We start from the raw sequence: 24,350 nt of genomic DNA, 5'->3' as shown, positions 1-24,350 counted from the left end.
CGGTTACATTCCGAACCCGGAAGCTAAGCTCTCCAGCGCCGATGGTACTGCACGGGGGACCGTGTGGGAGAGTAGGTCGCCGCCGAACAATTCGTGAAGACCCTTGGTCCCAGCGTGCACGCTGGGACCAAGGGTCTTTTTCTTTTCCCTTGCCCATCGACTCCGAGGCGTTGAGCCGACCGGAGCGCGAGAATGAACATGTACCACCCCAAGACAGGAGCCACGTCGATGTCCAACTCACCTGAGGAAAGGCCCGGTGGGTCCGAGCGGTCCGACAGGCCGCGACGCCAGGGTGGCGGTGAGAGGCGTGGTGGTGATTTCCGCCGTGACGACCGCCGTGATGACCGTCGGCGGGATGAGCGGGGTGGGTTCGACCGGGACCGGGACCGGGACCGCGGAGAGCGCCGGGACTTCCGGCGTGATGACGACCGTCGCGATTTCCGGCGTGACGACCGGCGGGAGAGCCGGCCTTCGTACGGCCGGGAGGAGCGTCGTGACGACCGTCGGGGCGACCGTCCCCCGTACCGCCGTGACGACCGCCGTGATGAGCGTCGGGGGGACCGTCCCTCGTACGGGCGTGACGACCGGCGAGGCGGTCGTGACGACGACCGTCGCGATTTCCGGCGTGATGACCGTCGGCGGGATGAGCGGGGTGGGTTCGACCGGGACCGCGGGGAGCGCCGGGACTTCCGGCGTGATGACGACCGTCGCGATTTCCGGCGTGACGACCGGCGGGAGAGCCGGCCTTCGTACGGCCGGGAGGAGCGTCGTGACGACCGTCGGGGGGAGCGTCCCTCGTACGGGCGCGATGAGCGTCGGGACTTCCGGCGTGATGACCGGCCCTCGTACCGGCGTGACGACCGGCCCTCGTACCGGCGTGACGACCGGCGGGACGATCGGCGTGATGACCGTCGGCGGGATGAGCGGGGTGGGTTCGACCGGGACCGCGGGGAGCGTCGCGATTTCCGGCGTGATGACGACCGTCGCGATTTCCGGCGCGATGACCGGCGGGAGAGCCGGCCTTCGTACGGCCGGGAGGAGCGTCGGGACGACCGTCGGGGGGAGCGTCCCTCGTACGGGCGCGATGAGCGTCGGGACTTCCGGCGTGATGACCGGCCCTCGTACCGGCGTGACGACCGGCGGGACGATCGCCGTGATGACCGTCGGCGGGATGAGCGGGGTGGGTTCGACCGGGACCGCGGGGAGCGTCGCGATTTCCGGCGTGATGACGACCGTCGCGATTTCCGGCGTGACGACCGCCGTGACGACCGTCCCCGCGGGGGATACCGCGGAGACGACCGGAGCGAGCGGCGTCCGTACGGTCAGGGCGGCGGCCGGGGACGTGACGAGCGGGGCGGCGGCTACCGCGGGCACGGCGGCGCCGGCTACCGGCGCGACGACCGCGACCGCCCGCGTGACCGCGCCCAGGACCGGGAACCCCTCAGGCGGCTGCCGATCCCGGAGGACGTCACCGGCGAAGAGCTGGACAAGGACGTGCGGCAGGAGCTCATGAGCCTGCCCAAGACACTCGCCGAGGACGTCGCCAAGAACCTGGTGATGGTGGCGAAGCTGCTGGACGACGAGCCGGAGCAGGCCTACGGCTACGCGAAGGTCGCGCTGCGGCTGGCCTCCCGCGTCGCGGCGGTGCGCGAGGCCGCGGGGTTCGCCGCCTACGGTGTGGGGAAGTACGCCGAGGCGCTGGCCGAGTTCAGGGCGGCCCGGCGGATGACCGGCTCGGTCCACCTGTGGCCGCTGATGGCCGACTGCGAACGCGGCCTCGGCAGGCCGGAGAAGGCACTCGCGATGGCCGGCGAGCCCGAGGTGCAGAAGCTCGACAAGGCCGGACAGGTGGAGATGCGGCTGGTCGCGGCCGGTGCGCGGCGCGACATGGGACAGGCCGAGGCCGCCGTGGTCACGCTCCAGAGCCCCGAGCTCGCCTCGCACTCCGTCCAGCCGTGGACCGCGCGGCTGCGGTACGCCTATGCCGACGCACTGCTGGCGGTGGGGCGTGAGAGCGAGGCGCGCGAGTGGTTCGCGAAGGCCCTCGAGGCCGACCAGGGCGGCACGACCGACGCCTCCGACCGGCTGGCCGAGCTGGACGGTGTGGAGTTCCTGGACGCGCTCGACCCCGACGCGGAGCAGGAGGCCGAGCAGGACGGCGAGCCGGCGGACCCGGACGCGTCCGACGCCGGGGAAGACGGGAACGGCGATCGCTGAGGCGCGGCCCGGCGAGGTGTGACGAGGGCGGGGGCCCGGATCGGAGGATCCGGGCCCCCGCCCTCGTCCGTTACCGGGTCCTCCCGCCGCCCCGCTCCACGGCGCGCAGCACCAGCCCGGTGGCCGGCTTGGGGCCGAAGGAGGTGGACTTGCGGGGCATGGTGACGCCCTGGCGGGCCAGGTCGCGGACGGTCTCCTCCGCGACCGGGCGCATCAGCACGGCCGAGCCGCCCAGACGCTCCGCCTGCTCCACGGCCGCCGTCGCGTCGTGGAGGTAGCCGATCTCGGAGGAGCGGTCCGGGACGCGCCAGACGGCGTCGAGCAGGACGGAGTGCAGCACCGTGGCGTCCAGCCGCCGCCACGCCTCCGGCCGGTCGCCGCGGACGGTGCGCTCCACCAGAGCCGGGTCCGGGGTGTGGAGCAGGTGGAAGGAGCCGTCCCCGGTGAGCAGGAAGGCGTTCCCGGGGGCGGTCTCCAGAGCGCGCAGGGCGTCCGGGAGGGGGCCGTCGACCCGGCGGACGCGGAAGGCGCCGTCCAGCCGGGCGAGGGCGTCGGCCGGCGGCAGGTGGGGGAGGATCCGGTGAATGGCCTGCACCCTCAGCGGATGGCGGGAGGTGTCGACCAGCAGGACCAGGCCGTGGTCCCAGAAGCCGCCGCCCTCGGCACGGACGGCCGGATCGGCCCGGAGCCGCAGGTAGGTGGCCCAGCGGTGGTGGCCGTCGGCGATGAGCGCCTGCCGCCGGGAGAGGTCGCGGTCGACCTCGGAGAGTTCGCCGGGGTCGGTGACCGGCCAGAGCCGGTGCGAGAAACCGTCCTCGGTGGTCGTGGAGAGCAGCGGCGGTCTGCCGGTGGCGCGGTCGACGACGGCCGCGGCGCCGCCCTCGGTGCCGTCGCCGCGGTACGACAGCAGCAGCGGTTCGAGGTTGGCGGCGGTCGCGCGCATCAGGGCGGCGCGGTCCTCGACGACCTCCGCCATGACGTCCTCGTGGGGGAGGACCGCGCCCTCGTCCGGCGTGCTCAGCCGCAGGGCGCCGATCAGGCCGCGCTGGAGGACGTCGCCCCGGCGCTGCTCGTAGACGTACAGCGCCGGACGCGGATCGCGGACGAGGACGCCCTCGTCCTCCCAGCGGCGCAGGGTCTCCGCGGCCTGCCGGTGGCGGGCGGCGGGGTCGGCGGCCTCCGGGAGGATCAGCCGGACGATGTTGTACGGGTCGGCGGTTTCGAGGTGGCGCAGACCGTCGGGGCGGACCACGACGTCGTACGGGGGAGAGGTCACGGCGGCCAGGCTGCCGACCCGGTCGGGGGCGTAGCGCAGGCCGCGGAAAGGGGCGAGACGGAGGCCGCCCGAGGGGTGTTCGGGGCCCGGGGATCGCAGCATTGGTGCATGTTATGCCGCCCTGCGGGGGTGAGGGATGATCGGGGGAGTTGTCCGCGAGCACGAGGAGCGAGAAGACGATGACCGACTCCCCGACCGGCCCCCGCCGCCCGGTCAGCAACCGGCCCCGGGCCTGCGAGCGCCCCCTGGCCGAGGCGTACGACACGGCGCTGCTCGACCTGGACGGCGTGGTCTACGCGGGCGGCGAGGCGGTTCCCCACGCGGTCGAGGCGCTCGGGGCGGCCCGTGCGGCCGGGATGAGGTCGGCGTACGTGACGAACAACGCCGCGCGCACCCCCCAGGCCGTCGCCGAGCACCTGACGCGGCTCGGGGTGCCCGCTGAGCCGGAGGAGGTGGTCACCTCGGCGCAGGCGGTGGCCCGGATGATCGCCGAGGAACTCCCCCCGGGATCGCGGGTGCTGTGCGTGGGCGGCGAGGGTCTGATGGTGGCGCTGCGCGAACGCGGCCTGGAGCCGGTGGAGTCGGCGGACGACGCGCCCGCGGCGGTGGTGCAGGGGTACGGCGGCCCGCAGATGCCGTGGGGACGGCTGGCCGAGGCGGCGATCGCGGTGGGGCGCGGGCTGCCGTGGTTCGCGTCCAACACGGACCTGACCATTCCCAGCGGGCGGGGCATCGCCCCGGGCAACGGCGCGGCGGTGGAGGCGGTGCGGATCGCCACCCGCTGGATGCGTCCGGCGCCGGAGCCGAAGGTGGCGGGCAAGCCCCTGCCGCCGATGCACCGCGAGACGATCCTGCGGACGGGCGCGGAGCGGCCCCTGGTGGTCGGCGACCGGCTGGACACGGACATCGAGGGCGCGTACGCGGGCGGCGTGGACTCGCTGCTGGTGCTGACCGGGGTGACGGACGCGGCGCAGCTCTTGGCGGCACGGCCCGAGCACCGTCCGACGTACGTGGCGGCCGACCTGCGGGGACTGCACCGTCCCCAGCCGGAACCGGTGGAGGCGCCGGGCGGAGGCTTCTCGTGCGGGGGCTGGACGGCCTCGGTCCAGGACGGCGGGCTGGTCCTGGACGGCGGGGGCGAGGACCCGCTGGACGGGCTGCGGGCGCTGTGCGCGGCGGCGTGGACGCACGCCGGGGAGGGCGCGTGCCGGGCCGCGGCGGACAAGGCGCTCGCCGCCCTGGGGTTGTGAGCCTCCCCCGGGCGGCCGTCCGGGCCCCGTGACCCGCCGCGGGGGGCGGGTCACGGGGAGGACGGGTCTCAGGGGCCGCGCCGGCGCCGGAGCAGCACCAGCACCGCGACGGCGGCGACGGCCAGGCCCGCGCCCGCCAGATTGCCGACGGCGACGTCCCGGGCCCGGTCGCCGCCGAGCGCGAGGCCGGCCGCGAGCAGCCCGGTCACGTACGCGGTGAAGGCCGCCACGAGGTCCGTCCACAGCAGCACCACCCGCCGGCGCGGGCCGTCCGGGCCCGCCTCTCGCCCCGCCGTCCCGCCGTACCGCCACGGCCGCCGCATGCCGCCTCCCCGCGCACCGGCGTCCGGCGCTAGGAGCGGTAGTACTCGTCCTTGGTCACGTCCCTCGGCGTCCTGCGGACGTGGGCGGTCAGCCCGCCGGTGAGGCCGCTCGCGCTCGCCTCCCCGGCGTCGGCGGTGACCGCGGACAGCGGCACCGCGATGTTCTCCAGCGACCGCCGCTCCGCGTCGACGCCCCACACGAACGCGGTCACCCCGCCCGCGATCATCAGCAGGGCGCCCACCGTGTACCCGGCGAAGACCCGCCACGGGCTCTCCCCGTTCCCGATCAGGGTCGCGAACAGCCACGGCGCGACGACACCGCCGAACAGCATCGACATGGCGAAGAAGAACGAGATCGCCTGGGCCCGCATCTCGACCGGGAAGATCTCGCTCACGGTCAGGTACGCCGACGAGGCGGCCGCGGAGGCGATGAAGAAGATCACGCACCACAGCGCGGTCTGGGTGACGGCGTTGAGCATGCCCTCGGCGAACAGCCATCCGGTGACGAACAGCAGCACGCCCGAGAAGCAGTACGTGCCGCCGATCATGACGCGGCGCCCGACGGTGTCGAAGAACCGGCCGAGGATCAGCGGCCCCAGCAGGTTGCCCACCGCGAAGGGGAAGATGAAGTACGCGACCGCGCCGCCCCCGATGCCGTAGAACTCGGCGAGGATCAGCGCGTAGGTGAAGAAGATCGCGTTGTAGAGGAACGACTGCGTCACCATCAGCATGAAGCCCAGGAAGGACCGCTGCCGGTAGTCGCGGAACAGCACCCGCGCCAGTTCGCCGTAGGAGACCGGCTTGCGGAGCCGGAACTCCATGGCGGCCTCGTCGGGCACCGGCTCCAGGCGCGTGCCGTGCTTCTCCACGTCGTGCTCGATGGCGGTCACCACCCGTTCGGCCTCCTCCGGCCGGCCGTGGGTGAGCAGCCACCGCGGGCTCTCGGGGATGTTCCGCCGCAGCCCCCAGATGGCCAGGCCGATGGCCGGGCCGACGAGCAGGCCGAGACGCCAGCCGAGGTCGATGGCGAACAGGTCGGGGTTGAGGAAGGCGAGGTTGGCCGCGGCGCCGATCATGGCGCCCAGCCAGTAGGTCCCGTTGATCGCCAGGTCGGCGTGGCCCCGGTGGCGGCTGGGGATGAGCTCGTCGATCGCCGAGTTCAGGGCCGCGTACTCGCCGCCGATGCCCGTGCCCGCGATGAAGCGGGTGACGGCGAAGAAGGCGAAGTTCATCGACAGCGCGGTCAGGGCGTTGCCGAGCAGGTAGACGCCCAGGGTGAGGATGAACAGCTTGCGGCGGCCCAGCCGGTCGGCCATCCGCCCGAACACCAGGGCGCCGACGACCTCGCCGAGCAGGTAGATGCTGGCGGTCAGGCCCACCTGCGACGCGGAGAAGCCCAGGGACTGCTCGTCCCGGATCCGGTCTGCGATGGACCCGGCGATGGTGATCTCGATTCCGTCGAGCACCCAGGTGATGCCCAGCGCGACGACCACTTTCCAGTGGAAGCCGCTCCACGGCAGTCGGTCCATCCTCTGGGGGACGGTGCTGCGCACGGGCCGGGCGCCCTGGTCGATTCCCACGGGAACGGTCGTCATCACGGCCTCCACACGTCAAGAGGCGTCGGACGCGGCTGGAACCGCGCCGCCTTTCCGCTGTTTCCTCCCCTGAGATCCTCAAACAGGGCGGATTCCGGTGGATTCTCCCGACGGCTTCGCGCCACGGCGTCCCGCGGCGGACGCGCCCGGCCACCCCCGGGGCGGCGGGCGCGCCCGCGTCAGCGGAGGGCGACGCTCACGGTGGCGACGTAGGGCTCCTCGACCGTGCCGTCCGGGAAGACCCCGGCCAGCAGCTCGCGCTCCCGGGCGAGGAAGGCGGCGGCGCGCTCCTCGCCCAGGACGAGGAAGTCGGAGTGGCTGGAGAGGTTGGCGATGTGGGTGTCCAGGGGGACCCGCCGGGACCAGGGCACCCGCCGGGTGGTGAAGCCCGGCCGCCCGGACGGCAGGGAGCGGGCGGCGCCCGCCGCCGCCACGTCCTCCCCGACGCCGAGGAAGCGGCGGATCCGGGCGGTCTGCTCGGCGATCCAGGGCACCGACTCGTCGGAGTCGTTGCGCATCACGGCCAGCGCGCCGCCGGGCCGCAGGACGCGGAAGGCCTCGGGCAGCGACCGCCTCGGATCGGTCCAGTGCCAGGCCTGGGCGTAGGTGACGACGTCGGCCGACGCGGAGGCCAGGGGGAGGCGGTCGCCGTCGCCGCGCACGACCGGCACCCCGGGCAGGGACCGGCGGAACTCGGCGGCCATGCCGTCGCCGGGCTCGACGGCGACGACGCGGGCGCCGCGGGCGTGGAGGAGGGCGGTGAGGATCCCGGTGCCGGCGCCCACGTCCGCGACGCGCGCACCGGCGAGGGGCCGGCCCGCGATCTCCTCGACGGCGTCCAGCAGGGCCGGCGGGTAGGAGGGGCGGTTCGCGGCGTAGAGGGCGGCGGCCGCGTCGAAGGAGCGGGCGTGCGGAGTGGTCGTCATACGGCCATCGTCGCCGCCCGGGGCGCCGCCCACACGCCGTTCCCGGGCCCGGGTCCGGAAAACGCCGGTGGCCCGGGGCGGCTCAGAGCAGCGACCGCAGCCGCAGCAGGTCCCGCAGACCGGCCTCCAGTCTCACCCGGCCCCGCGCCCAGGCGCGGGCGAAGTCCAGCCTGCCCTCCACCAGGGAGACCAGATCGTCGCCGGTCATGACCAGCCTGATCTGGGCACGCTCCGGCGGGGGTCCCGGCACGGTGGTCATGTCCTCGATGCGGCCGTGGACGAGCCTGCCGGCGAAGGTGGTGTCCAGGTCGGTGAGGTGGCAGCTGACCGAGCGTTCCACGGCGGCGGCGCTGCGCACGTCGCCCTCCGCGTCCGCCAGGTTCCTCGCCAGCCGCTCCAGCGCGGCCCGGCACTGCTCTGTGGTCGCCATGCCTTCCGACGGTACCGCAGAGGGTGTGCCCCCCTCCGCGGCGGAACCCGGGCGCGGTAGCGTCGTGACCATGGACGAGCCGATGTCCGGCACGGCGCCGGAACCGGAAGCGCGGACGGAGCCGGAACCCCCGGAGCAGCCGCCGCGCGAGGAGACGACGGCCGCCGGCGGCGGACCCCGGCCCCTGGGCGTCGAGGTGACCCCCACCGGGCACCCGGGGGTCGACGCCGGGCTGCGCCGCCTGGCCGGCCTCGACCACCTCGACGTCTCCGGCCATCCGGGGGTGTACGAGGATGTGCACCGCGGACTGCGTGACACGCTGACCGCGCTCGACCGGCGACCCGGGCCCCCCGAGCCCGGCGCGCCGCACAACCCCGGGAGCTGAACCACACGTGGCAGCGTCACGAAACCAGCGCGGCCGGCGCAGCCGGCTCGACGCGGAACTGGTGCGCCGCAAGCTGGCCCGTTCACGCGAACACGCCAGCGCGCTCATCGCCGCCGGACGGGTCACCGTCGGCGGCGCCACCGCGACCAAGCCCGCCACCCAGGTGGAGACCGGATCGGCCATCGTGGTGGCCGAGGACGCCGGCGACCCGGACTACGTCTCGCGCGGCGGCCACAAACTGGCCGGAGCCCTGGCGGCGTTCACCCCGCGCGGCCTGACCGTGGCCGGACGCCGGGCGCTGGACGCCGGGGCCTCCACCGGCGGCTTCACCGACGTGCTGCTGCGCGCCGGGGCCGCGCGGGTCGTCGCGGTCGACGTCGGCTACGGCCAGCTCGCCTGGTCGCTGCGCAGCGACGAGCGGGTCGTGGTGAAGGACCGCACCAACGTCCGCGACCTCACCCTGGAGCAGATCGGCGGCGAACCGGTGGACCTCGTCGTCGGCGACCTGTCCTTCATCCCGCTCGGCCTGGTGCTGCCCGCCCTGACGCGGTGCGCCGCGCCCGGCGCCGACCTCGTGCTGATGGTCAAGCCGCAGTTCGAGGTGGGCCGGGAGCGGCTGGGCAGCGGCGGAGTGGTCCGCAGCCCGCAACTGCGCGCCGAGGCGGTCCGCACCGTCGCCGGCCAGGCGGCCGCACTGGGCCTGGGCGCGCTCGGCGTGACCGCCAGCCCCCTGCCGGGCCCCTCCGGTAACGTCGAATACTTCCTGTGGCTGCGCGCCGGGGCGCCCGAACTCGACCCGGCCGACGTCGACCGAGCCGTGGCGGAGGGTCCCCAGTGAACACGCAGAACACCGGCAGCACCCCGGGCGCCGGCACCGCCGGCCGCACCGTGTTCCTGCTGACCCACACCGGCCGCCAGGCCGCGGTCCGCAGCGCCGAACTCGTCGTCCAGGGGCTGCTGCGCAACGGCATCGGCGCCCGCGTCCTGGCCGAGGAGGCCGCCGACCTGTCGCTGCCGCCGTCCGTGCGGACGGTGGGGGCCGACGAGCCCTGCGAGAAGGTCGTCGAGGGGTGCGAGCTGCTCGTCGTCCTCGGCGGCGACGGGACGCTGCTGCGCGGCGCGGAGTTCGCCCGGGCCTCGGGGGTGCCGATGCTGGGCGTCAACCTCGGCCGGGTCGGCTTCCTGGCCGAGGCCGAGCGCGACGACCTGGAGGAGGTCGTGCACCGCATCGTCGACCGCGCCTACGAGGTCGAGGAGCGGATGACCATCGACGTGCTCGTCCGCAACAACGGCGGCGTCGTGCACCGCGACTGGGCGCTGAACGAGGCGTCGGTGGAGAAGGCCGCCCGGGAGCGGATGCTGGAGGTCGTCGCGGAGGTCGACGGGCGGCCGGTCTCCCGCTTCGGCTGCGACGGCGTGGTGTGCGCCACCCCCACCGGCTCCACGGCCTACGCCTTCTCCGCCGGCGGGCCCGTGGTCTGGCCGGAGGTCGAGGCGCTGCTCATGGTGCCCATCAGCGCCCACGCCCTGTTCGCCAAGCCCCTGGTGACCACCCCCGAGTCGGTGCTCGCCGTCGAGGTGCAGCCGCAGACCCCCGGAGGCGTCCTGTGGTGCGACGGGCGGCGCAGCGTGGACCTGCCCGCGGGCGCCCGGGTGGAGGTGCGGCGCGGCGAGGTGCCGGTGCGGCTGGCGCGGCTGCACCGCGCCTCCTTCACCGACCGGCTGGTCGCCAAGTTCGCGCTCCCGGTGGCCGGATGGCGCGGAGCGCCGCACTAGCACACCGGTGCGGGCGACGACACCGGAGCGGACCGCGAGTGGGGAACCGGCCGCCGGACCTCGTATGGTCGTACCCGTGTTGGAGGAGATGCGGATTCGGGCCCTGGGCGTGATCGATGACGCCGTCGTCGAGCTGTCCCCCGGCTTCACCGCGGTGACCGGTGAGACCGGCGCGGGCAAGACCATGGTCGTCACCAGTCTGGGGCTGCTGCTCGGCGGACGCGCGGACGCCGCCCTGGTGCGGACGGGCGCGAGGGCCGCCGTGGTGGAGGGCCGGATCGTGCTGCCGCCCGGCGCGCCAGCGGCGCGGCGGGCCGAGGAGGCGGGCGCGGAACTGGACGACGGCGACCTGCTGATCAGCCGCACGATCTCGGCCGAGGGCCGCTCGCGCGCCCACGTCGGCGGACGCGCGGTGCCCGTCGGGCTGCTGGCGGAGCTGGGCGAGGACCTGGTCGCGGTGCACGGGCAGACCGACCAGCAGGGCCTGCTGCGCCCGGCCCGGCAGCGGCAGGCCCTGGACCGGTACGCGGGCGACGCCGTCTCCGTGCCGCTGGCCGAGTACACCGAGGCGTACCGGCGGCTGCGCGCGGTCTCCGCCGAACTGGAGGAGCTGACCACGCGCGCCCGCGAACGCGCCCAGGAGGCCGACCTGCTGCGCTTCGGCCTGGAGGAGATCGCCGCCGCCGAACCCCGCCCGGGCGAGGACGCCGAACTGGCCGCCGAGGCCGAACGGCTCGGCCACGCCGAGGCCCTGGCCTCGGCCGCCGCCACCGCCCACGGCGCGCTGGTCGGGGACCCGGCCGACCCCGAGGCCGTGGACGCCGGCGCGCTGGTCGCGGGCGCCCAGCGCGCTCTGGAGGCCGTACGGGCGCACGACCCGGCGCTGGCCGCCCTCGCCGACCGGCTGGGCGAGGTGGGCATCCTGCTGGCGGACGTGGCCGGCGAACTGGCCGGGTACGCCGACGACCTGGACGCCGACCCGCTGCGGCTGGCCGCGGTCGAGGAGCGCCGCGCCGTGCTGGCCCACCTGACCCGCAAGTACGGCGAGGACGTCGACGCCGTACTGGCCTGGGCCGAGGAGAGCGCCGCACGGCTCGCCGAACTCGACAGCGACGACGACCGGATCGCCGAACTCACCGCCGAGCGCGACGCGCTCCGCACCCGGCTGGCCGGACTGGCGCAGCGGCTGACGGAGGCCCGGGCGGACGCGGCCAAGCGGTTCGCCGACGCGGTCACCGCGGAACTCGCCGAACTCGCGATGCCGCACGCCCGTGTCGCCGTCGAACTGCGGCAGCACGAGACGGCCGACGAGGCGTCGGGGATCGAGGTGGGCGGACGGCTGGTCTCCTTCGGCCCCCACGGGGTGGACGAGGTGGAGCTGCTGCTGGCCCCGCACCCCGGTGCCCCGCCCCGCCCGATCGCCAAGGGCGCCTCGGGCGGTGAGCTGTCCCGGGTGATGCTCGCGGTCGAGGTGGTCTTCGCGGGCGCCGCGCCGGTGCCCACCTACCTCTTCGACGAGGTGGACGCCGGCGTCGGCGGGAAGGCCGCGGTCGAGGTCGGGCGGCGCCTGGCCCGGCTGGCGAAGTCGGCGCAGGTCGTCGTCGTCACCCACCTCCCGCAGGTCGCGGCGTTCGCCGACCGGCACCTGGTGGTGGAGAAGACGTCCGACGGCTCGGTGACGCGCAGCGGCGTGAAGACCCTGGAGGGCGAGGACCGGGTGCGCGAGCTGTCCCGGATGCTGGCGGGCCACGAGGAGTCGCGGCTCGCCCGCGCCCACGCCGAGGAGCTGCTGGAGGCGGCCCGCGCCGGCATCTGACCGGCGCGTCCGGCCGCCGCGGCGCGCAGACGGTCACCCGTACGGCGTGACGTGCCGCGGGGGCGGGACCTGGCATCCTGGACCCGGCGCACCGCCGTGCGCCGCGCCGTCCGAGCCGCCCCAGGCCCCGTCGAACCAGGAGCCCCGTCCCTTCCGTGAGCAGCACACAGGTCCCACCGCGCGGCCGGGCGCAGCTGCACGTGGTGCAGGTGGTCGGCAGCGGGAGCGCCCGCACCTGCGCGCACGTGCGGTCCCTGGCGGCCGGGTTGGTGGCCCGCGGGGTGCGGGTGACCGTCTGCGCGCCGCGCACCACCGAACCGGACTACGGCTTCACCGGCGTCGGCGCCCGCTTCGTGCCCCTGACCGACTGCACGGAGCCCGAGGCGGCCGTGGCGCTGCGCGCGGTGTGCGGGGACGCCGACGTCGTGCACGCCCACGGGCTGCGGGCCGCGGCGCTGGCCGTGCCGGCGCTGTACGGGCGCCGCCGCCGGGTGCCGCTGGTGGTCACCTGGCACGCCCGGACCCGGGCCGCCGGAGCGCGGGCCCGGCTGATGCGGCTGCTGGAGCGGCGGGTGGTGCGGGCCGCGCGGGTGGTGTTCGGCACCACGTCGGACCTGGTGGACCGGGCCCGCCGACACGGGGCCCGCGACGCCCGCCTCGTCCCGGTGTCCCTGGCCGTGCCGCGCGCGCCCTCCCGCGCCCCGTCGCCCGCGGCGGACGGGGCGGAGACGGACGGGCGGCGGGAGAAGATCCGCGCCGAGCTCGGCGCCACCGGGCGCCCGCTGGTCCTCGCCGTCGGACGCCTCGCCCCCCGCCAGGGGTTCGGCACCCTGCTGACCGCCTCCCGCGCCTGGCGCGGTCTCGAGCCGCCGCCGCTGCTGGCCGTCGCGGGGGAGGGGCCGGACCGGCCCGCGCTCCGGCGCCGCATCGAGGCGGAGGAACTGCCGGTACGGCTGCTGGGGCGGCGCGGGGACGCGCTGGAACTGCTCGCCGCCGCCGACGTCGCGGTGGTGCCCGCGCGGCCTGAGGGGCGGGCCGTGGTGGCGCAGGAGGCGCTGCGGGCGGGGGTGCCGCTGGTGGCGGTCGCGGCGGGCGGCCTGCCGGAGCTGGTGGGCGACGCCGCGCTGCTGGTGCCCCGCGGCGACGCGGACGCGCTGGCCGGGGCGGTGGCCGGCCTGCTGGCCGATCCCGCCCGGCGCCGGTCCCTGGCCGCGGCCGGGAGGGCCCAGGCGGCGACCTGGCCGAGCGAGGACGAGACGGTGGCCCAGGTGCTGAGCGTGTACGACGAGCTCACGGCGGGCTGACGCGGGGCTCCCGGCCGTCCGCCCGGCCGGTCGCGTGCCGCCCGCCCGTCCGGTCGCGTGCGGCCCGGCCGGTTCCCCGCCGTCAGCTGGAGTCCCGGACCACCAGCCGGGCGGGGGTGACCACCGGGGCCAGGGGCGTCCCGGACGGCACGCCGTCCGGTTCCAGCCCGAGCCGCCGCAGCAGGAGGCCGGCCATCATCCGGCCCATGTCCTGCACGTCCTGGCGCACGGTGGTCAGGGCCGGAACGGCCCAGGCGGCCGGCTCCAGGTCGTCGTAGCCGACGACCGCCACGTCCTCGGGCACCCGCCGCCCCCGTGAGCGCAGGGTGCGCAGCGCGCCGGAGGCCATCAGGTCGCTGCCCGCGAAGACGGCGTCCAGGTCGGGGGAGCGGTCCAGCAGTTCGGCCATGGCGCGCTCGCCCCCCTCGGCGGTGAAGTCGCCGTGGGCGACCAGGGCCGGGTCGGCCTCGGCCGCCCCGAGGGCGTCGCGGTAGCCGTCGAGCCGGTCCTGGGCGGAGGTCTGGTCCAGCGGGCCGGTGATCACGGCGATCCGCCGCCGCCCCCGCTCCAGCAGGTGCTCCACCGCCTGCCGGGCGCCGCCGCGGTTGTCGGTGTCCACGTACAGCAGCCCGGGGTCGTCCTCCGCCCCGGGCCAGCCCGGCCGGCCGCCGAAGACCGTGGGCAGGCCGGAGGCCCTCGCCATCGACGGCAGCGGATCGTCGCGGTGCAGCGAGAACATCAGCGCCCCGTCCACGTGGCCGCCCGCCAGGTACCGTCCGACGCGGTCGTAGTCCGCGCGTTCCTCCAGCAGCAGGAGCACCAGCTGGGTGTCGCACGAGGACAGCTCGCGGCTGATGCCGCGCAGCTGCTGGGCGAAGAACGGGTCGGAGAACACCCGTGTCTCCGGTTCGGCGATCACCACGGCGACGGCTCCCGTACGGCGGGTGACCAGGCTGCGCGCCGCGCTGTTGGGCACGTAGCCGAGTGCGGCCACCGACGCCTCGACCCGCTCCCGCAGGGCCCTGCGGACGCCCGCGCCGCCGTTGACCACGCGCGACACGGTGGCGCGGGAGACCCCGGCGTGGGCGGCGACCGCTTCGAGGGTGGGTCTGTGACCGTGCACGGCGAAACTCCTTAACTCTCCCGGAGCCTTCGACGCTACCGCCAACGGCGGGCGGCGCGCAGAGCACCCCTGAGAGCGCTTTCACGGTGCTGTGCCGGGCCCGCCCGGCCCTCAGGGGGCCGGGCGGACGCCGGTGCGGCTCAGCCGCCGTACGCGCCCGAGGCCGTCAGCCGCAGGGCGGTGTCGATCAGCGGCACGTGGCTGAACGCCTGGGGGAAGTTGCCCACCTGCCGCTGGAGCCGCGGGTCCCACTCCTCCGCGAGCAGCCCCAGGTCGTTCCGCAGGGACAGCAGCTTCTCGAACAGCCTGCGCGCCTCCTCGACCCGGCCGATCATCGCCAGGTCGTCCGCCAGCCAGAACGAGCAGGCCAGGAACGCGCCCTCGTCGCCCGACAGGCCGTCCAGGCCCTCCTCGTCGCCCGAGGTCGGGTAGCGCATCACGAAGCCGTCCGGGGTCGACAGCTCCCGCTGGATGGCCTCGATGGTGCCGATGACCCGCTTGTCGTCGGGCGGCAGGAAGCCCACCTGCGGGATCAGCAGCAGCGAGGCGTCCAGCTCCCTGGACCCGTAGGACTGGGTGAAGGTGTTCCGCTCGGGGTCGTAGCCCTTCTCGCACACGTCGCGGTGGATCGCCTCGCGCAGCCGCTTCCACCGCTCCAGCGGCCCGTCCACCTCGCCGGACTCGATCAGGCGGATCGTGCGGTCCACCGCGACCCACGCCATGACCTTGGAGTGGACGAAGTGCCGGCGCGGGCCGCGGACCTCCCATATCCCCTCGTCCGGGTCCGCCCAGTGGTCCTCCAGATAGCCGATCAGCTTGATCTGGAGCAGGCTGGCGTAGTCGTTGCGCGCCAGACCGGTCATGTGGGCCAGGTGGAGGGCCTCGATGACCTCGCCGTAGACGTCGAGCTGGAGCTGGCCGGCGGCGCCGTTGCCGACCCGGACCGGCTGGGAGCCCTCGTAGCCCGGCAGCCAGGGCAGCTCCGTCTCGCCCAGCTCGCGCTCGCCCGCGATGCCGTACATGATCTGGAGGTTCTCCGGGTCGCCGGCGACCGCCCGCAGCAGCCACTCCCGCCAGGCCTGGGCCTCCTCGCGGTAGCCGGTGCGCAGCAGCGACGACAGGGTGATCGCGGCGTCGCGCAGCCAGGTGAAGCGGTAGTCCCAGTTGCGCACGCCCCCGATCTCCTCGGGCAGCGACGTGGTCGGGGCGGCCACGATGCCGCCGGTCGGGGCGTAGGTGAGCGCCTTGAGCGTGATCAGGGACCGCACCACCGCCTCCCGGTACGGGCCGTGGTACGTGCAGTGCTCCACCCAGGTCCGCCAGAACTCCTCGGTCGCCGACAGGGCAGCCTCCGGCTCCGCGGGCGGCGGGGGGTCCTGGTGCGAGGGCTGCCAGCTGATGGTCATCGCCACCCGGTCGCCCGGCGCCACGGTGAAGTCGGCGTAGGTGGTCAGGTCCTCGCCGTAGGTGTCGACGTCGCTGTCCACCCACACGGAGTCGGGCCCGGCGACGGCGACGGTGCGGCCGTCCGCCTTGTGCACCCACGGCACGATCTGCCCGTAGGAGAACCGCATCCGCAGCGCCGACCGCATCGGCACCCGCCCGCTGACGCCCTCCACGATGCGCACCAGCTGCGGCGCGTGGTGCTCGCGCGGCGGCATGAAATCGATCACACGGACGGTGCCGCGGGAGGTGTCCCACTCGGACTCCAGCACCAGGGAGTCGCCCCGGTAGCGGCGCCGGGTGGCGGCCGGCGGCTCCTGGCCGGGGGCGTGCGCCGGACCCAGCCGCCAGAAGCCGTGGTCCTCGGTGCCGAGGAGCCCGGCGAAGACGGCATGGGAGTCGAACCGGGGCAGGCACAGCCAGTCCACCGACCCGTCCCTGCAGACCAGGGCGGCGGTCTGCATGTCCCCGATGAGTGCGTAATCCTCGATGCGCCCGGCCACGAGCATCTCCAGTCGAACTGCGGCTACGCCCCGTGGGACGTGCGGTCTTCCGTCCTGCCGCGTGATCGGTCCACGCGGACATTCTGAGCAGGATACGACGCGGCCGAGTGGTCCGCGCCGAGGTCACCCTAGGGGCGCCGGGGCCCTCGGGCGACCCCGATCCGGGGATCGGACGGCGCGGGCCGGCCGCGGCGGACCCGTCCCGGACACTGTGCCACGGTCCGTACCGTCACGCCGCCGCGCTTCGGCCACCGCGCCCGCCGCTGATACCCTGGTAGCCCGTGGAGCGGAGGGCACAACAAACCCCCGAACCGCAGCGACGGCACCCCCTTCCACCGGCTTCCACCGGCCGGGGGGCCGGAGCGCACGTCACCTCGCGACCACGGGAGCCCCCTCTTGGCCATGCCGCCCAAATCCATGACGACCAAGCACCTCTTCGTCACCGGGGGTGTCGCCTCCTCGCTCGGCAAGGGTCTCACCGCCTCCAGCCTGGGCGCCCTGCTCAAGGCCCGCGGACTGCGGGTCACCATGCAGAAGCTCGACCCGTACCTCAACGTCGACCCCGGCACGATGAACCCCTTCCAGCACGGCGAGGTGTTCGTCACCAACGACGGCGCCGAGACCGACCTGGACATCGGCCACTACGAGCGCTTCCTCGACGTCGACCTCGACGGCTCCGCCAACGTCACCACCGGCCAGATCTACTCCACGGTGATCGCCAAGGAGCGGCGCGGCGAGTACCTGGGCGACACCGTGCAGGTCATCCCGCACATCACCAACGAGATCAAGCACCGCATCCGCCGGATGGCCACCGACGACGTGGACGTGGTGATCACCGAGGTCGGCGGCACCGTCGGCGACATCGAGTCGCTGCCGTTCCTGGAGGCCGTGCGCCAGGTGCGGCACGAGGTGGGCCGCGACAACGTCTTCGTCGTCCACATCTCGCTGCTGCCCTACATCGGCCCCTCCGGGGAGCTGAAGACCAAGCCCACCCAGCACTCGGTGGCCGCCCTGCGCAACATCGGCATCCAGCCCGACGCGATCGTGCTGCGCGCCGACCGGGACGTCCCCGTCTCCATCAAGCGCAAGATCTCGCTGATGTGCGACGTGGACGAGGAGGCGGTGGTGGCCTGCAAGGACGCCCCGTCGATCTACGACATCCCCAAGGTGCTGCACGGCGAGGGCCTGGACGCCTACGTGGTGCGCCGCCTCGGCCTGCCCTTCCGCGACGTGGACTGGACCAGCTGGGACGACCTGCTGCGCCGCGTCCACCAGCCCGAGCACGAGGTGACCGTCGCGCTGGTCGGCAAGTACATCGACCTGCCCGACGCCTACCTGTCGGTCACCGAGGCGCTGCGCGCCGGCGGCTTCGCCAACAACGCCAAGGTGCGGATCAAGTGGGTCACCTCCGACGACTGCCGGGTCCCCGGCGGGGCCCGGAAGCAGCTCGGCGACGTGGACGCGATCTGCATCCCCGGCGGCTTCGGCGAGCGCGGGGTCGAGGGCAAGGTGGCGGCGATCACCTACGCCCGCGAGAACGGCGTCCCGCTGCTGGGCCTGTGCCTGGGCCTGCAGTGCATCGTGATCGAGGCCGCCCGCAACCTGGCGGGCATCGAGGGCGCCAACTCCACCGAGTTCGACCAGGCCGCCCCCCACCCGGTGATCTCCACCATGGAGGAGCAGCTCGACATCGTCGCCGGAGAGGGCGACATGGGCGGCACCATGCGGCTGGGGATGTACCCGGCCAAGCTCGCCGAGGGCTCCATCGTGCGCGAGGTCTACGGCGGCGAGCCGTACGTCGAGGAGCGCCACCGCCACCGCTACGAGGTGAACAACCACTACCGCGCCGAGCTGGAGAAGGCCGGGCTCGTCTTCTCCGGCACCTCCCCGGACAACAAGCTGGTGGAGTTCGTCGAGTACCCGCGCGAGGTCCACCCCTACCTGGTCGCCACCCAGGCCCACCCCGAGCTGCGCTCCCGCCCGACCCGCCCGCACCCGCTCTTCGCCGGCCTGGTGAAGGCCGCGGTGGAGCGGCAGCGGGCGCAGGGCGCGGACGCCGCGCGCGAGCGCGAGGAGGTCTGAGCCGTGGCGGGGACGGACGGGCCCCTGCGGGACACCCCGCAGGAGTGGCGGATCACCGCCTCGGAGACGCCGTTCACCGGCGCCAAGACCGCGGTGCGCACCGACCGCGTGGTGATGCCGGACGGCTCCGTCTCCGGCCGCGACTACCAGGTGCACCCGGGGTCGGTCGCCGTCCTCGCGCTGGACGAGCGGGACCGGGTGCTGGTGCTCAAGCAGTACCGCCACCCGGTCCGCCACAAGCTGTGGGAGGTCCCCGCCGGGCTGCTCGACGTGCCCGGCGAGAACCCGCTGCACGCCGCCCGGCGCGAGCTGTACGAGGAGGCGCACGTCGAAGCCGCGGACTGGCGGGTGCTGATCGACATGTACACCTCGCCCGGCGGCAGCGACGAGGCGGTGAGGATCTTCCTGGCCCGGCAGCTGTCCGAGGCGGAGGGCGAGCGCTTCACGGCCTCCGACGAGGAGGCCGACATGGAGGTGGCCCGCGTTCCGCTGGGGGACCTGGTCCGCGGCGCCCTCGCCGGCGACCTGCACAACAGCTGCCTGGTGACCGCCGTCCTGGCGCTGGCCGCCGCCCGCGCCGGCGGTCCGGAGGGCCTGGACGCCCTGCGTCCGGCCGACGCGCCCTGGCCCGCCAGGCCGTTCGAGGCCTGACGGAGCCCGCGGGAGGCTCTCCCGGAACTCCCGCCGCCCGCCGCGACGGGGCCGACGTGGTCGGCGCCGGAGCCGGGCCCGCCCCGCCGGGGTGAACTACCCTCGATCCGTGACGGATCAGGCGGTGCACACCAGCGGGCCGACCCCGTACACGGCCCCGGCGGCGGACGGGTCCGGCGGGTTCGTCGGACGGCGGAGCGAGCTGGCCCAGCTCCGTGCCGACATCGGACGCGCCGGACTGGACACCCTCTCCGGCCGGCCCGCTCCCCGCGGGCGCGTCCTGCTCGTCGCGGGCCGCCCCGGTTCGGGCCGCACCGCGCTGGCGGAGGAGTTCGCCCGGCAGGTGGCCGCCGACTACCCCGCCGGTGTGCTCCGCGCCCGGCTCACCGACCCGGACGGCACCCCCGTCCCCACCGAGCGCACCGCCCGCGACCTGCTCCGCGCCCTCGGCCGCCCGGTCCGGGCCGGGGCGGGGGAGGAGGAGCTCACCGAGGCGCTGCGCGCCGCCCTCTCGGGCCGCCGCGCCCTGCTGCTCCTGGACGAGGTGGCCGGGTCCGGACAGCTCGCGGACCTGGTCCCCGAGAGCCGGGACTGCCTCGTCCTCGCCGTCTCCCGGGGGCCGCTGACCGGCGTCCCGGACGTGCGGCCCTGCACCCTCGGCGGGCTCGACACCGCCTCGGCCGTGGCCCTCCTGGCCCGGTGCGCGGGGGAGACGCCCCGCGTCACCGTCGATCCGCGCGCCGCCGAGCGGCTGGTCGAGGCGTGCGGCGGACGGCCCGCCGCGCTCGTCCTGGTCGGCGGCTGGCTGGCGGCCCACCCCATGGCGTCCGTCGCCGAGGCGGTGCGGCGCTTCGGCGACCTTCCCGACACCCTGCCCGGCGAGGCGGCGGACGGCACCGCACCGGGCGCCCGCCTCGTCCCGGCTCCCCGTCCGCGCCCCGCCCCGGCCGCCCGGCCGCTGGTCCGCGCCCTGCTGCTGGTGCACGGCTCGCTGCCGCCGGCGGCCGCCCGCACCCTGCGCCTGCTGGCGCTCGCCCCGGCCGGGCTCGCCGACGCCCACACCGTCGCCGGGCTCGCCGGATGCCCGGTGGACGCGGCGGCGGCCACGCTGGAGGGCTTCGTCCGGCTCGGCCTGCTGCGCACCACCGCCGTCCCCGGGCAGTACGAGGTCCCCGGCTGCCTCGCCCCCCTGCTGGCCGTCCTGCTGAGGGAGCTGGAGCGCCCCGCCGACGTGCAGCTCGCCCGGGCCCGGATGCTGGAGCGGACCGTGCGGCTGCTGAGGTCCTGCCGGGCGGCGGCCGAACCGCCCGGCTCACGGGCGCGCAGGGAGGCGGCCGGGCTGCCGCGCGCCCTGCGCTTCGCCACGCCCGCCGCTGCCGCCGCGTGGCTGGACTCCCGCCTGCCGGCCCTGCGCGCCGCGGCCGGCCTGGCGGCCCGGGACGGGGAGCTGGACACCCTCGCCCGGCGTCTGGTGTCGGCCCTGACCCGGGCGCTGAGCGCGCACCTGGAGCCCGGCGGGGCCGCCCCCGAGCTGTACCGCCTCTACGAGCTCCTGCCGCCCGTCGCCGCGCGGCGCGGCCTCCACGGCGAGCACGCGGCGGCCCTGCTCGCCCTGGGCGACCTCGACCTCCGCGCCGGCCGGCCGAGGGAGGCGCTGACGCGCTACCGCGCCGCGCTGGAGGCGGCCCGCGAGGCCGTGGCGGACCCCGCCGGGGCGGCCGCGCGGGCCCTGGAGTCCCTCGGGGACACCTACTCCGCCCTGGGCGACCGGCCGCGGGCCACCGACTGGTACGGCCGGGCGCTGGCCCTGTGCCAGACCCGCGGCGACCTGGCGGCCGAGGCCCGGCTCCACGGCCGGATCGGCGCGGAGCACCTGCACGAGGGGGACTGGGAGGAGGCGCTGCGCGCGTGGCGCGCCGCCGCGGCGGCCTGCCGGCGGCTGAAGGACCGGCGGGGGTACGTCCGGGCGCTGGAGGAGGCGGCGCGGGTGCAGGAGCTGGCGGGCCGTGCCGAGGAGGCGCTGCGGACCCGCCGCGAGGCCCTGCGGTGGGCCCGGCGGCTGGAGGGCGGCCCCCTCGACGGCCCCTCCGGCGGCACCGGGTACGGGGAGGGGCACGGGCACGGGGCCGGCCGCAGAGCACCGTCCTAAGAAAGGACGGAAATAGGTGCAGAAGATTGTGCTTTGCAAGGCTAGACAGCCGTAAATCCTTCATTAGACTGGCCGAGCTGCGGCCGCTCCACCGCATCCGGCATGCAACCCATGCGGCGGTCCGGTGGTGCGAGCCCCGGTCCACCCACCACCCCATGAGACGAGGACCGTGATCGACGTGAAGGTCGGCATCCCCCGCGAAGTCAAGAACAACGAGTTCCGCGTGGCCATCACCCCGGCCGGTGTGCACGAACTCGTACGAGGCGGCCACCAGGTCTACGTGGAGCAGGGCGCCGGTGCGGGCTCCTCCATCGGCGACCGCGACTACACCGAGGCCGGCGCCACCGTGCTGGACACCGCCGACGAGGTGTGGGCCACCGCCGATCTGCTGCTGAAGGTCAAGGAGCCGGTCGCCGAGGAGTACCACCGGCTCCGCAAGGACCAGGTGCTGTTCACCTACCTCCACCTGGCCGCGTCCCGCGAGTGCACCGACGCCCTGCTGCGGTCCGGCACCACCGCCATCGCCTACGAGACGGTGCAGGCCGCGGACGGCACGCTGCCGCTGCTGGCGCCGATGTCCGAGGTGGCCGGCCGGATCGCCCCGCAGGTCGGCGCGTACCACCTGATGCGCCCGGCCGGCGGCCGCGGCGTGCTGCCCGGCGGCGTGCCGGGCGTCTCGGCGGGCCGGGCGGTGGTCATCGGCGGCGGCGTCGCGGGCTGGAACGCCACGCAGATCGCCGTGGGCATGGGCTTCCAGGTCACCCTGCTCGACAAGGACGTGCGCAAGCTGCGCGAGGCCGACCGGATCTTCGGGACCCGGGTGCGGACGGTCACCTCCAACGCGTACGAGCTGGAGAAGGCCGTCCGGGAGGCGGACCTGGTCGTCGGCGCCGTGCTGATCCCCGGAGCCAGGGCGCCGAAGCTGGTCTCCAACGAGCTGGTGGCGCAGATGAAGCCGGGGAGCGTGCTGGTCGACATCGCCATCGACCAGGGCGGCTGCTTCGAGGACTCGCGTCCCACCACGCACGCCGAGCCGACCTTCACCGTCCACGACTCGGTCTTCTACTGCGTCGCCAACATGCCCGGCGCGGTGCCGAGCACCTCGACGTACGCGCTCACCAACGCCACGCTGCCGTACATCGTGGAACTGGCCGGCCGCGGCTGGCGCGACGCCCTGCGCCGCGACCCGGCCCTCGCCAAGGGGCTCAACGTCCACGACGGCGAGATCGCCTACGGTCCGGTCGCCCAGGCGCACGGGCTTCCGGTGCGCGAGGTGGGCACGCTGATCGGCTGACAAGCCGTCATGCGAACCGATGACGGGTCGTCAACACCATAAGTCAACATGACGACTGTCATCTCACCGGCCGGCCCCGGACACCCCTGGGGCCGGCCGGTGAGCGGGCCGGGGCGCGCGGCGGGCCCGGCCGACGCGGGGACGACTCGCCGCGATCATACTTCTTTGAGCGTTTCGCGCCCCCCGGAAGCCCCGTATGCGCGGCTGTTACACCCTTGACAGACGGGTACAAGGTGGCCGACACATCAGGCCGTCTCCGGCGGATTGTGTTGCTGCGGACGGCCGACACGCCATAGAGTCGCCAATCATCGGCATGGTGCCACGCTGATCTGTCTAGAAGTTTCCTGGTCGCCAAGGAGGTAAGACGACTTGTGAATGAGTCGACATTTACTCCCGGGAGTGGTCAACCAGGAATGCCTTCGCGGGGCCAGGGCCCCTCGGGACTCAACGCCGTCGGCTCCGTCGCTGTCCAGACTTTCGCAGCCCACCAGAACCAGGCGAGCATGACAGCCCATCAGAGCACGGACGGTCACCGGGGGAACGCCATGGCAGCCGACCACACGGGCGGCAGGCCCTACGCGGACCCCCACTACGACGAACTCCCCGAGGGGCACTTCTACGACCCCGACGCGGAGTACGAACCCGACCCCGAGTACGCGGCCACCCTCGCACCCGACGCCGCCCGGCAGCGCCGCGAGCGCATCGGCCCCACCGGCCGCCCGCTGCCGTACTTCCCGATCCCCGGCCCGGTCACCGAACACGGCCCGGCGAAGATCATCGCGATGTGCAACCAGAAGGGCGGGGTCGGCAAGACCACCTCCACCATCAACCTGGGCGCCGCGCTCGCCGAGTACGGACGCCGGGTGCTGCTGGTGGACTTCGACCCGCAGGGCGCCCTCTCGGTCGGTCTCGGCGTCAACCCGATGGAGCTGGACCTGACGGTCTACAACCTGCTCATGGAGCGGGGCATGTCACCCGACGAGGTGCTGCTGAAGACGGCCGTCGCGGGCATGGACCTGCTGCCCAGCAACATCGACCTGTCCGCCGCCGAGGTCCAGCTGGTCAGCGAGGTGGCGCGGGAATCGACGCTCCAGCGCGCCCTCCAGCCGCTGCTGCCCGACTACGACTTCATCGTCATCGACTGCCAGCCGTCCCTCGGTCTGCTGACGGTCAACGCCCTCACCGCCGCGCACAAGGTGATCGTGCCGCTGGAGTGCGAGTTCTTCGCGCTGCGCGGTGTGGCCCTGCTGACGGAGACGATCGAGAAGGTCCAGGAGCGGCTCAACCCCGATCTGGAACTGGACGGCATCCTGGCGACGATGTACGACTCCCGCACCGTGCACAGCCGCGAGGTGCTCGCGCGCGTCGTGGAGGCCTTCGACGACAACGTGTACCACACCGTCATCGGACGCACGGTCCGCTTCCCGGAGACCACGGTCGCCGGCGAGCCGATCACCACGTACGCCTCCAACTCCGTCGGCGCCGCCGCCTACCGCCAGCTCGCCAGGGAGGTGCTCGCCCGGTGCCACGCCGAGTGAGTCTCCCGGCAGCCGACGAACTGTTCCGCTCCACCGGAGGGTCCCCGGTCCAGCCCTCGACCCCCCACCAGCACACGGGAGGCGACGCCTCCGCGCCGGCCCGGCCCCCCGCCCCGGCGGGCACGTCCGGCCCCGCCGGGGAGCACACCCCGGCGGAAGACGGCGCGGAGGGCGCCGCCGGCGCCCCGGCCGCCGACGGCCACGGCGGCCGCGAATCCCGCCCCCCGGTGCCCGCCCCGGGGCGGGACGGCCGCACCGGGCAGGGCGCG

General features: G+C 74.9%; 20 protein-coding genes, 1 rRNA gene and 1 pseudogene. 14 read left to right on the top strand and 8 right to left on the bottom strand.

Annotated features, from left to right (window positions below):
* Positions 1-88 (top strand): 5S ribosomal RNA (rrf, locus tag ABD358_RS27875); the annotation flags it as partial.
* 149 nt (positions 89-237) lie between these two features.
* On the opposite strand, the gene ABD358_RS27870 is transcribed toward rrf, so the two are convergent.
* Positions 238-1,374, bottom strand: coding sequence for a hypothetical protein (locus ABD358_RS27870; RefSeq protein ID WP_344633941.1), 1,137 nt, complete (start codon positions 1,372-1,374; stop codon positions 238-240).
* Positions 1,375-1,509: 135 nt separating this feature from the next.
* Between ABD358_RS27870 and ABD358_RS27865 the strand changes: the two genes are divergently transcribed.
* Complete coding sequence (locus ABD358_RS27865; RefSeq protein ID WP_425576443.1) at positions 1,510-2,217, top strand: hypothetical protein; 708 nt, start codon at positions 1,510-1,512, stop codon at positions 2,215-2,217.
* Positions 2,218-2,287: 70 nt separating this feature from the next.
* On the opposite strand, the gene ABD358_RS27860 is transcribed toward ABD358_RS27865, so the two are convergent.
* Positions 2,288-3,595 carry a DUF1015 domain-containing protein gene (locus ABD358_RS27860; RefSeq protein WP_344633936.1) on the bottom strand — a complete coding sequence of 436 codons (1,308 nt, stop codon included), beginning with the start codon at positions 3,593-3,595 and terminating at the stop codon, positions 2,288-2,290.
* Positions 3,596-3,672: 77 nt separating this feature from the next.
* Between ABD358_RS27860 and ABD358_RS27855 the strand changes: the two genes are divergently transcribed.
* On the top strand, positions 3,673-4,743 hold the full coding sequence (locus tag ABD358_RS27855) for an HAD hydrolase-like protein (protein WP_344633935.1): 1,071 nt from the start codon (positions 3,673-3,675) through the stop codon (positions 4,741-4,743).
* A gap of 68 nt (positions 4,744-4,811) precedes the next feature.
* Here the strand turns inward: ABD358_RS27855 and ABD358_RS27850 are convergent, their stop codons facing one another.
* The 4 genes from ABD358_RS27850 to ABD358_RS27835 all read right to left on the bottom strand — a co-directional run bounded on the left by ABD358_RS27850 (position 4,812) and on the right by ABD358_RS27835 (position 8,017).
* Positions 4,812-5,066 carry a hypothetical protein gene (locus ABD358_RS27850; RefSeq protein WP_344633934.1) on the bottom strand — a complete coding sequence of 85 codons (255 nt, stop codon included), beginning with the start codon at positions 5,064-5,066 and terminating at the stop codon, positions 4,812-4,814.
* A gap of 29 nt (positions 5,067-5,095) precedes the next feature.
* Complete coding sequence (locus tag ABD358_RS27845) at positions 5,096-6,661, bottom strand: MFS transporter (protein WP_344633933.1); 1,566 nt, start codon at positions 6,659-6,661, stop codon at positions 5,096-5,098.
* 179 nt (positions 6,662-6,840) lie between these two features.
* Positions 6,841-7,587, bottom strand: a complete 747-nt coding sequence (locus ABD358_RS27840; protein WP_344633932.1) for a class I SAM-dependent methyltransferase — start codon at positions 7,585-7,587, stop codon at positions 6,841-6,843.
* A gap of 82 nt (positions 7,588-7,669) precedes the next feature.
* Entirely contained in the window at positions 7,670-8,017 is a 348-nt protein-coding gene (locus ABD358_RS27835; RefSeq protein WP_344633931.1) for a sterol-binding protein, read from the bottom strand.
* 70 nt (positions 8,018-8,087) lie between these two features.
* On the opposite strand from ABD358_RS27835, the gene ABD358_RS27830 reads away from it, so the two are divergent.
* From ABD358_RS27830 to ABD358_RS27810, 5 genes are all read left to right on the top strand, one after another.
* The gene (locus tag ABD358_RS27830) at positions 8,088-8,402 is read left to right on the top strand and encodes a hypothetical protein (protein WP_344633930.1); all 315 of its coding nucleotides are present in this window, start codon (positions 8,088-8,090) and stop codon (positions 8,400-8,402) included.
* Positions 8,403-8,409: 7 nt separating this feature from the next.
* Positions 8,410-9,240 carry a TlyA family RNA methyltransferase gene (locus tag ABD358_RS27825; RefSeq protein ID WP_344633929.1) on the top strand — a complete coding sequence of 277 codons (831 nt, stop codon included), beginning with the start codon at positions 8,410-8,412 and terminating at the stop codon, positions 9,238-9,240.
* Between the two features lie 50 nt (positions 9,241-9,290).
* On the top strand, positions 9,291-10,178 hold the full coding sequence (locus tag ABD358_RS27820) for an NAD kinase (RefSeq protein ID WP_344633939.1): 888 nt from the start codon (positions 9,291-9,293) through the stop codon (positions 10,176-10,178).
* 64 nt (positions 10,179-10,242) lie between these two features.
* Positions 10,243-11,994: a DNA repair protein RecN gene (gene recN, locus ABD358_RS27815; RefSeq protein WP_344633928.1), complete on the top strand. Its 1,752-nt coding sequence runs from the start codon at positions 10,243-10,245 to the stop codon at positions 11,992-11,994.
* A gap of 155 nt (positions 11,995-12,149) precedes the next feature.
* Positions 12,150-13,298 carry a glycosyltransferase family 4 protein gene (locus ABD358_RS27810; protein ID WP_344633927.1) on the top strand — a complete coding sequence of 383 codons (1,149 nt, stop codon included), beginning with the start codon at positions 12,150-12,152 and terminating at the stop codon, positions 13,296-13,298.
* Positions 13,299-13,380: 82 nt separating this feature from the next.
* Here ABD358_RS27810 and ABD358_RS27805 read toward each other — a convergent pair whose 3' ends face one another.
* Entirely contained in the window at positions 13,381-14,421 is a 1,041-nt protein-coding gene (locus tag ABD358_RS27805; protein ID WP_344633926.1) for a LacI family DNA-binding transcriptional regulator, read from the bottom strand.
* Between the two features lie 140 nt (positions 14,422-14,561).
* Positions 14,562-16,367 carry a glycoside hydrolase family 15 protein gene (locus ABD358_RS27800; RefSeq protein ID WP_344633925.1) on the bottom strand — a complete coding sequence of 602 codons (1,806 nt, stop codon included), beginning with the start codon at positions 16,365-16,367 and terminating at the stop codon, positions 14,562-14,564.
* 402 nt (positions 16,368-16,769) lie between these two features.
* Here ABD358_RS27800 and pyrG point away from each other — a divergent pair, with 402 nt between their 5' ends.
* From pyrG to ABD358_RS27770, 6 genes and pseudogenes are all read left to right on the top strand, one after another.
* Positions 16,770-18,449 (top strand): CTP synthase, encoded by a 1,680-nt coding sequence (gene pyrG / locus ABD358_RS27795; RefSeq protein ID WP_344633924.1) that lies wholly within the window; start codon positions 16,770-16,772, stop codon positions 18,447-18,449.
* 3 nt (positions 18,450-18,452) lie between these two features.
* Positions 18,453-19,100, top strand: coding sequence for an NUDIX domain-containing protein (locus ABD358_RS27790; RefSeq protein ID WP_344633923.1), 648 nt, complete (start codon positions 18,453-18,455; stop codon positions 19,098-19,100).
* 109 nt (positions 19,101-19,209) lie between these two features.
* Positions 19,210-21,249 carry a tetratricopeptide repeat protein gene (locus tag ABD358_RS27785; protein WP_425576442.1) on the top strand — a complete coding sequence of 680 codons (2,040 nt, stop codon included), beginning with the start codon at positions 19,210-19,212 and terminating at the stop codon, positions 21,247-21,249.
* A gap of 178 nt (positions 21,250-21,427) precedes the next feature.
* Positions 21,428-22,543 (top strand): alanine dehydrogenase, encoded by a 1,116-nt coding sequence (gene ald / locus ABD358_RS27780; protein ID WP_344633937.1) that lies wholly within the window; start codon positions 21,428-21,430, stop codon positions 22,541-22,543.
* A 413-nt stretch (positions 22,544-22,956) separates the two neighbouring features.
* Positions 22,957-24,081, top strand: a complete 1,125-nt coding sequence (locus tag ABD358_RS27775; protein WP_344633922.1) for a ParA family protein — start codon at positions 22,957-22,959, stop codon at positions 24,079-24,081.
* A pseudogene (locus ABD358_RS27770) lies at positions 24,078-24,350 on the top strand (hypothetical protein); the annotation flags it as partial. The gene ABD358_RS27775 and the pseudogene ABD358_RS27770, both read left to right, overlap by 4 nt.

Source organism: Streptomyces glaucosporus (assembly GCF_039533345.1).
Classification (GTDB): Bacteria; Actinomycetota; Actinomycetes; order Streptomycetales; family Streptomycetaceae; genus Streptomyces; species Streptomyces glaucosporus.
This window is presented reverse-complemented; position numbering and strand designations above follow the sequence as displayed.

Excerpts from the sequence above, each read along its gene's own strand:
- ABD358_RS27850 (WP_344633934.1), bottom strand. The coding sequence starts at position 5,066 with ATGCGGCGGCCGTGGCGGTACGGCGGGACGGCGGGGCGAGAGGCGGGC.
- ABD358_RS27855 (WP_344633935.1), top strand. The coding sequence starts at position 3,673 with ATGACCGACTCCCCGACCGGCCCCCGCCGCCCGGTCAGCAACCGGCCC.
- pyrG (WP_344633924.1), top strand. The coding sequence starts at position 16,770 with ATGCCGCCCAAATCCATGACGACCAAGCACCTCTTCGTCACCGGGGGT.
- ABD358_RS27865 (WP_425576443.1), top strand. The coding sequence starts at position 1,510 with ATGAGCCTGCCCAAGACACTCGCCGAGGACGTCGCCAAGAACCTGGTG.
- ABD358_RS27835 (WP_344633931.1), bottom strand. The coding sequence starts at position 8,017 with ATGGCGACCACAGAGCAGTGCCGGGCCGCGCTGGAGCGGCTGGCGAGG.
- ABD358_RS27845 (WP_344633933.1), bottom strand. The coding sequence starts at position 6,661 with ATGACGACCGTTCCCGTGGGAATCGACCAGGGCGCCCGGCCCGTGCGC.
- recN (WP_344633928.1), top strand. The coding sequence starts at position 10,243 with ATGGTCGTACCCGTGTTGGAGGAGATGCGGATTCGGGCCCTGGGCGTG.
- ABD358_RS27775 (WP_344633922.1), top strand. The coding sequence starts at position 22,957 with ATGCCTTCGCGGGGCCAGGGCCCCTCGGGACTCAACGCCGTCGGCTCC.
- ABD358_RS27840 (WP_344633932.1), bottom strand. The coding sequence starts at position 7,587 with ATGACGACCACTCCGCACGCCCGCTCCTTCGACGCGGCCGCCGCCCTC.
- ABD358_RS27830 (WP_344633930.1), top strand. The coding sequence starts at position 8,088 with ATGGACGAGCCGATGTCCGGCACGGCGCCGGAACCGGAAGCGCGGACG.
- ABD358_RS27860 (WP_344633936.1), bottom strand. The coding sequence starts at position 3,595 with ATGCTGCGATCCCCGGGCCCCGAACACCCCTCGGGCGGCCTCCGTCTC.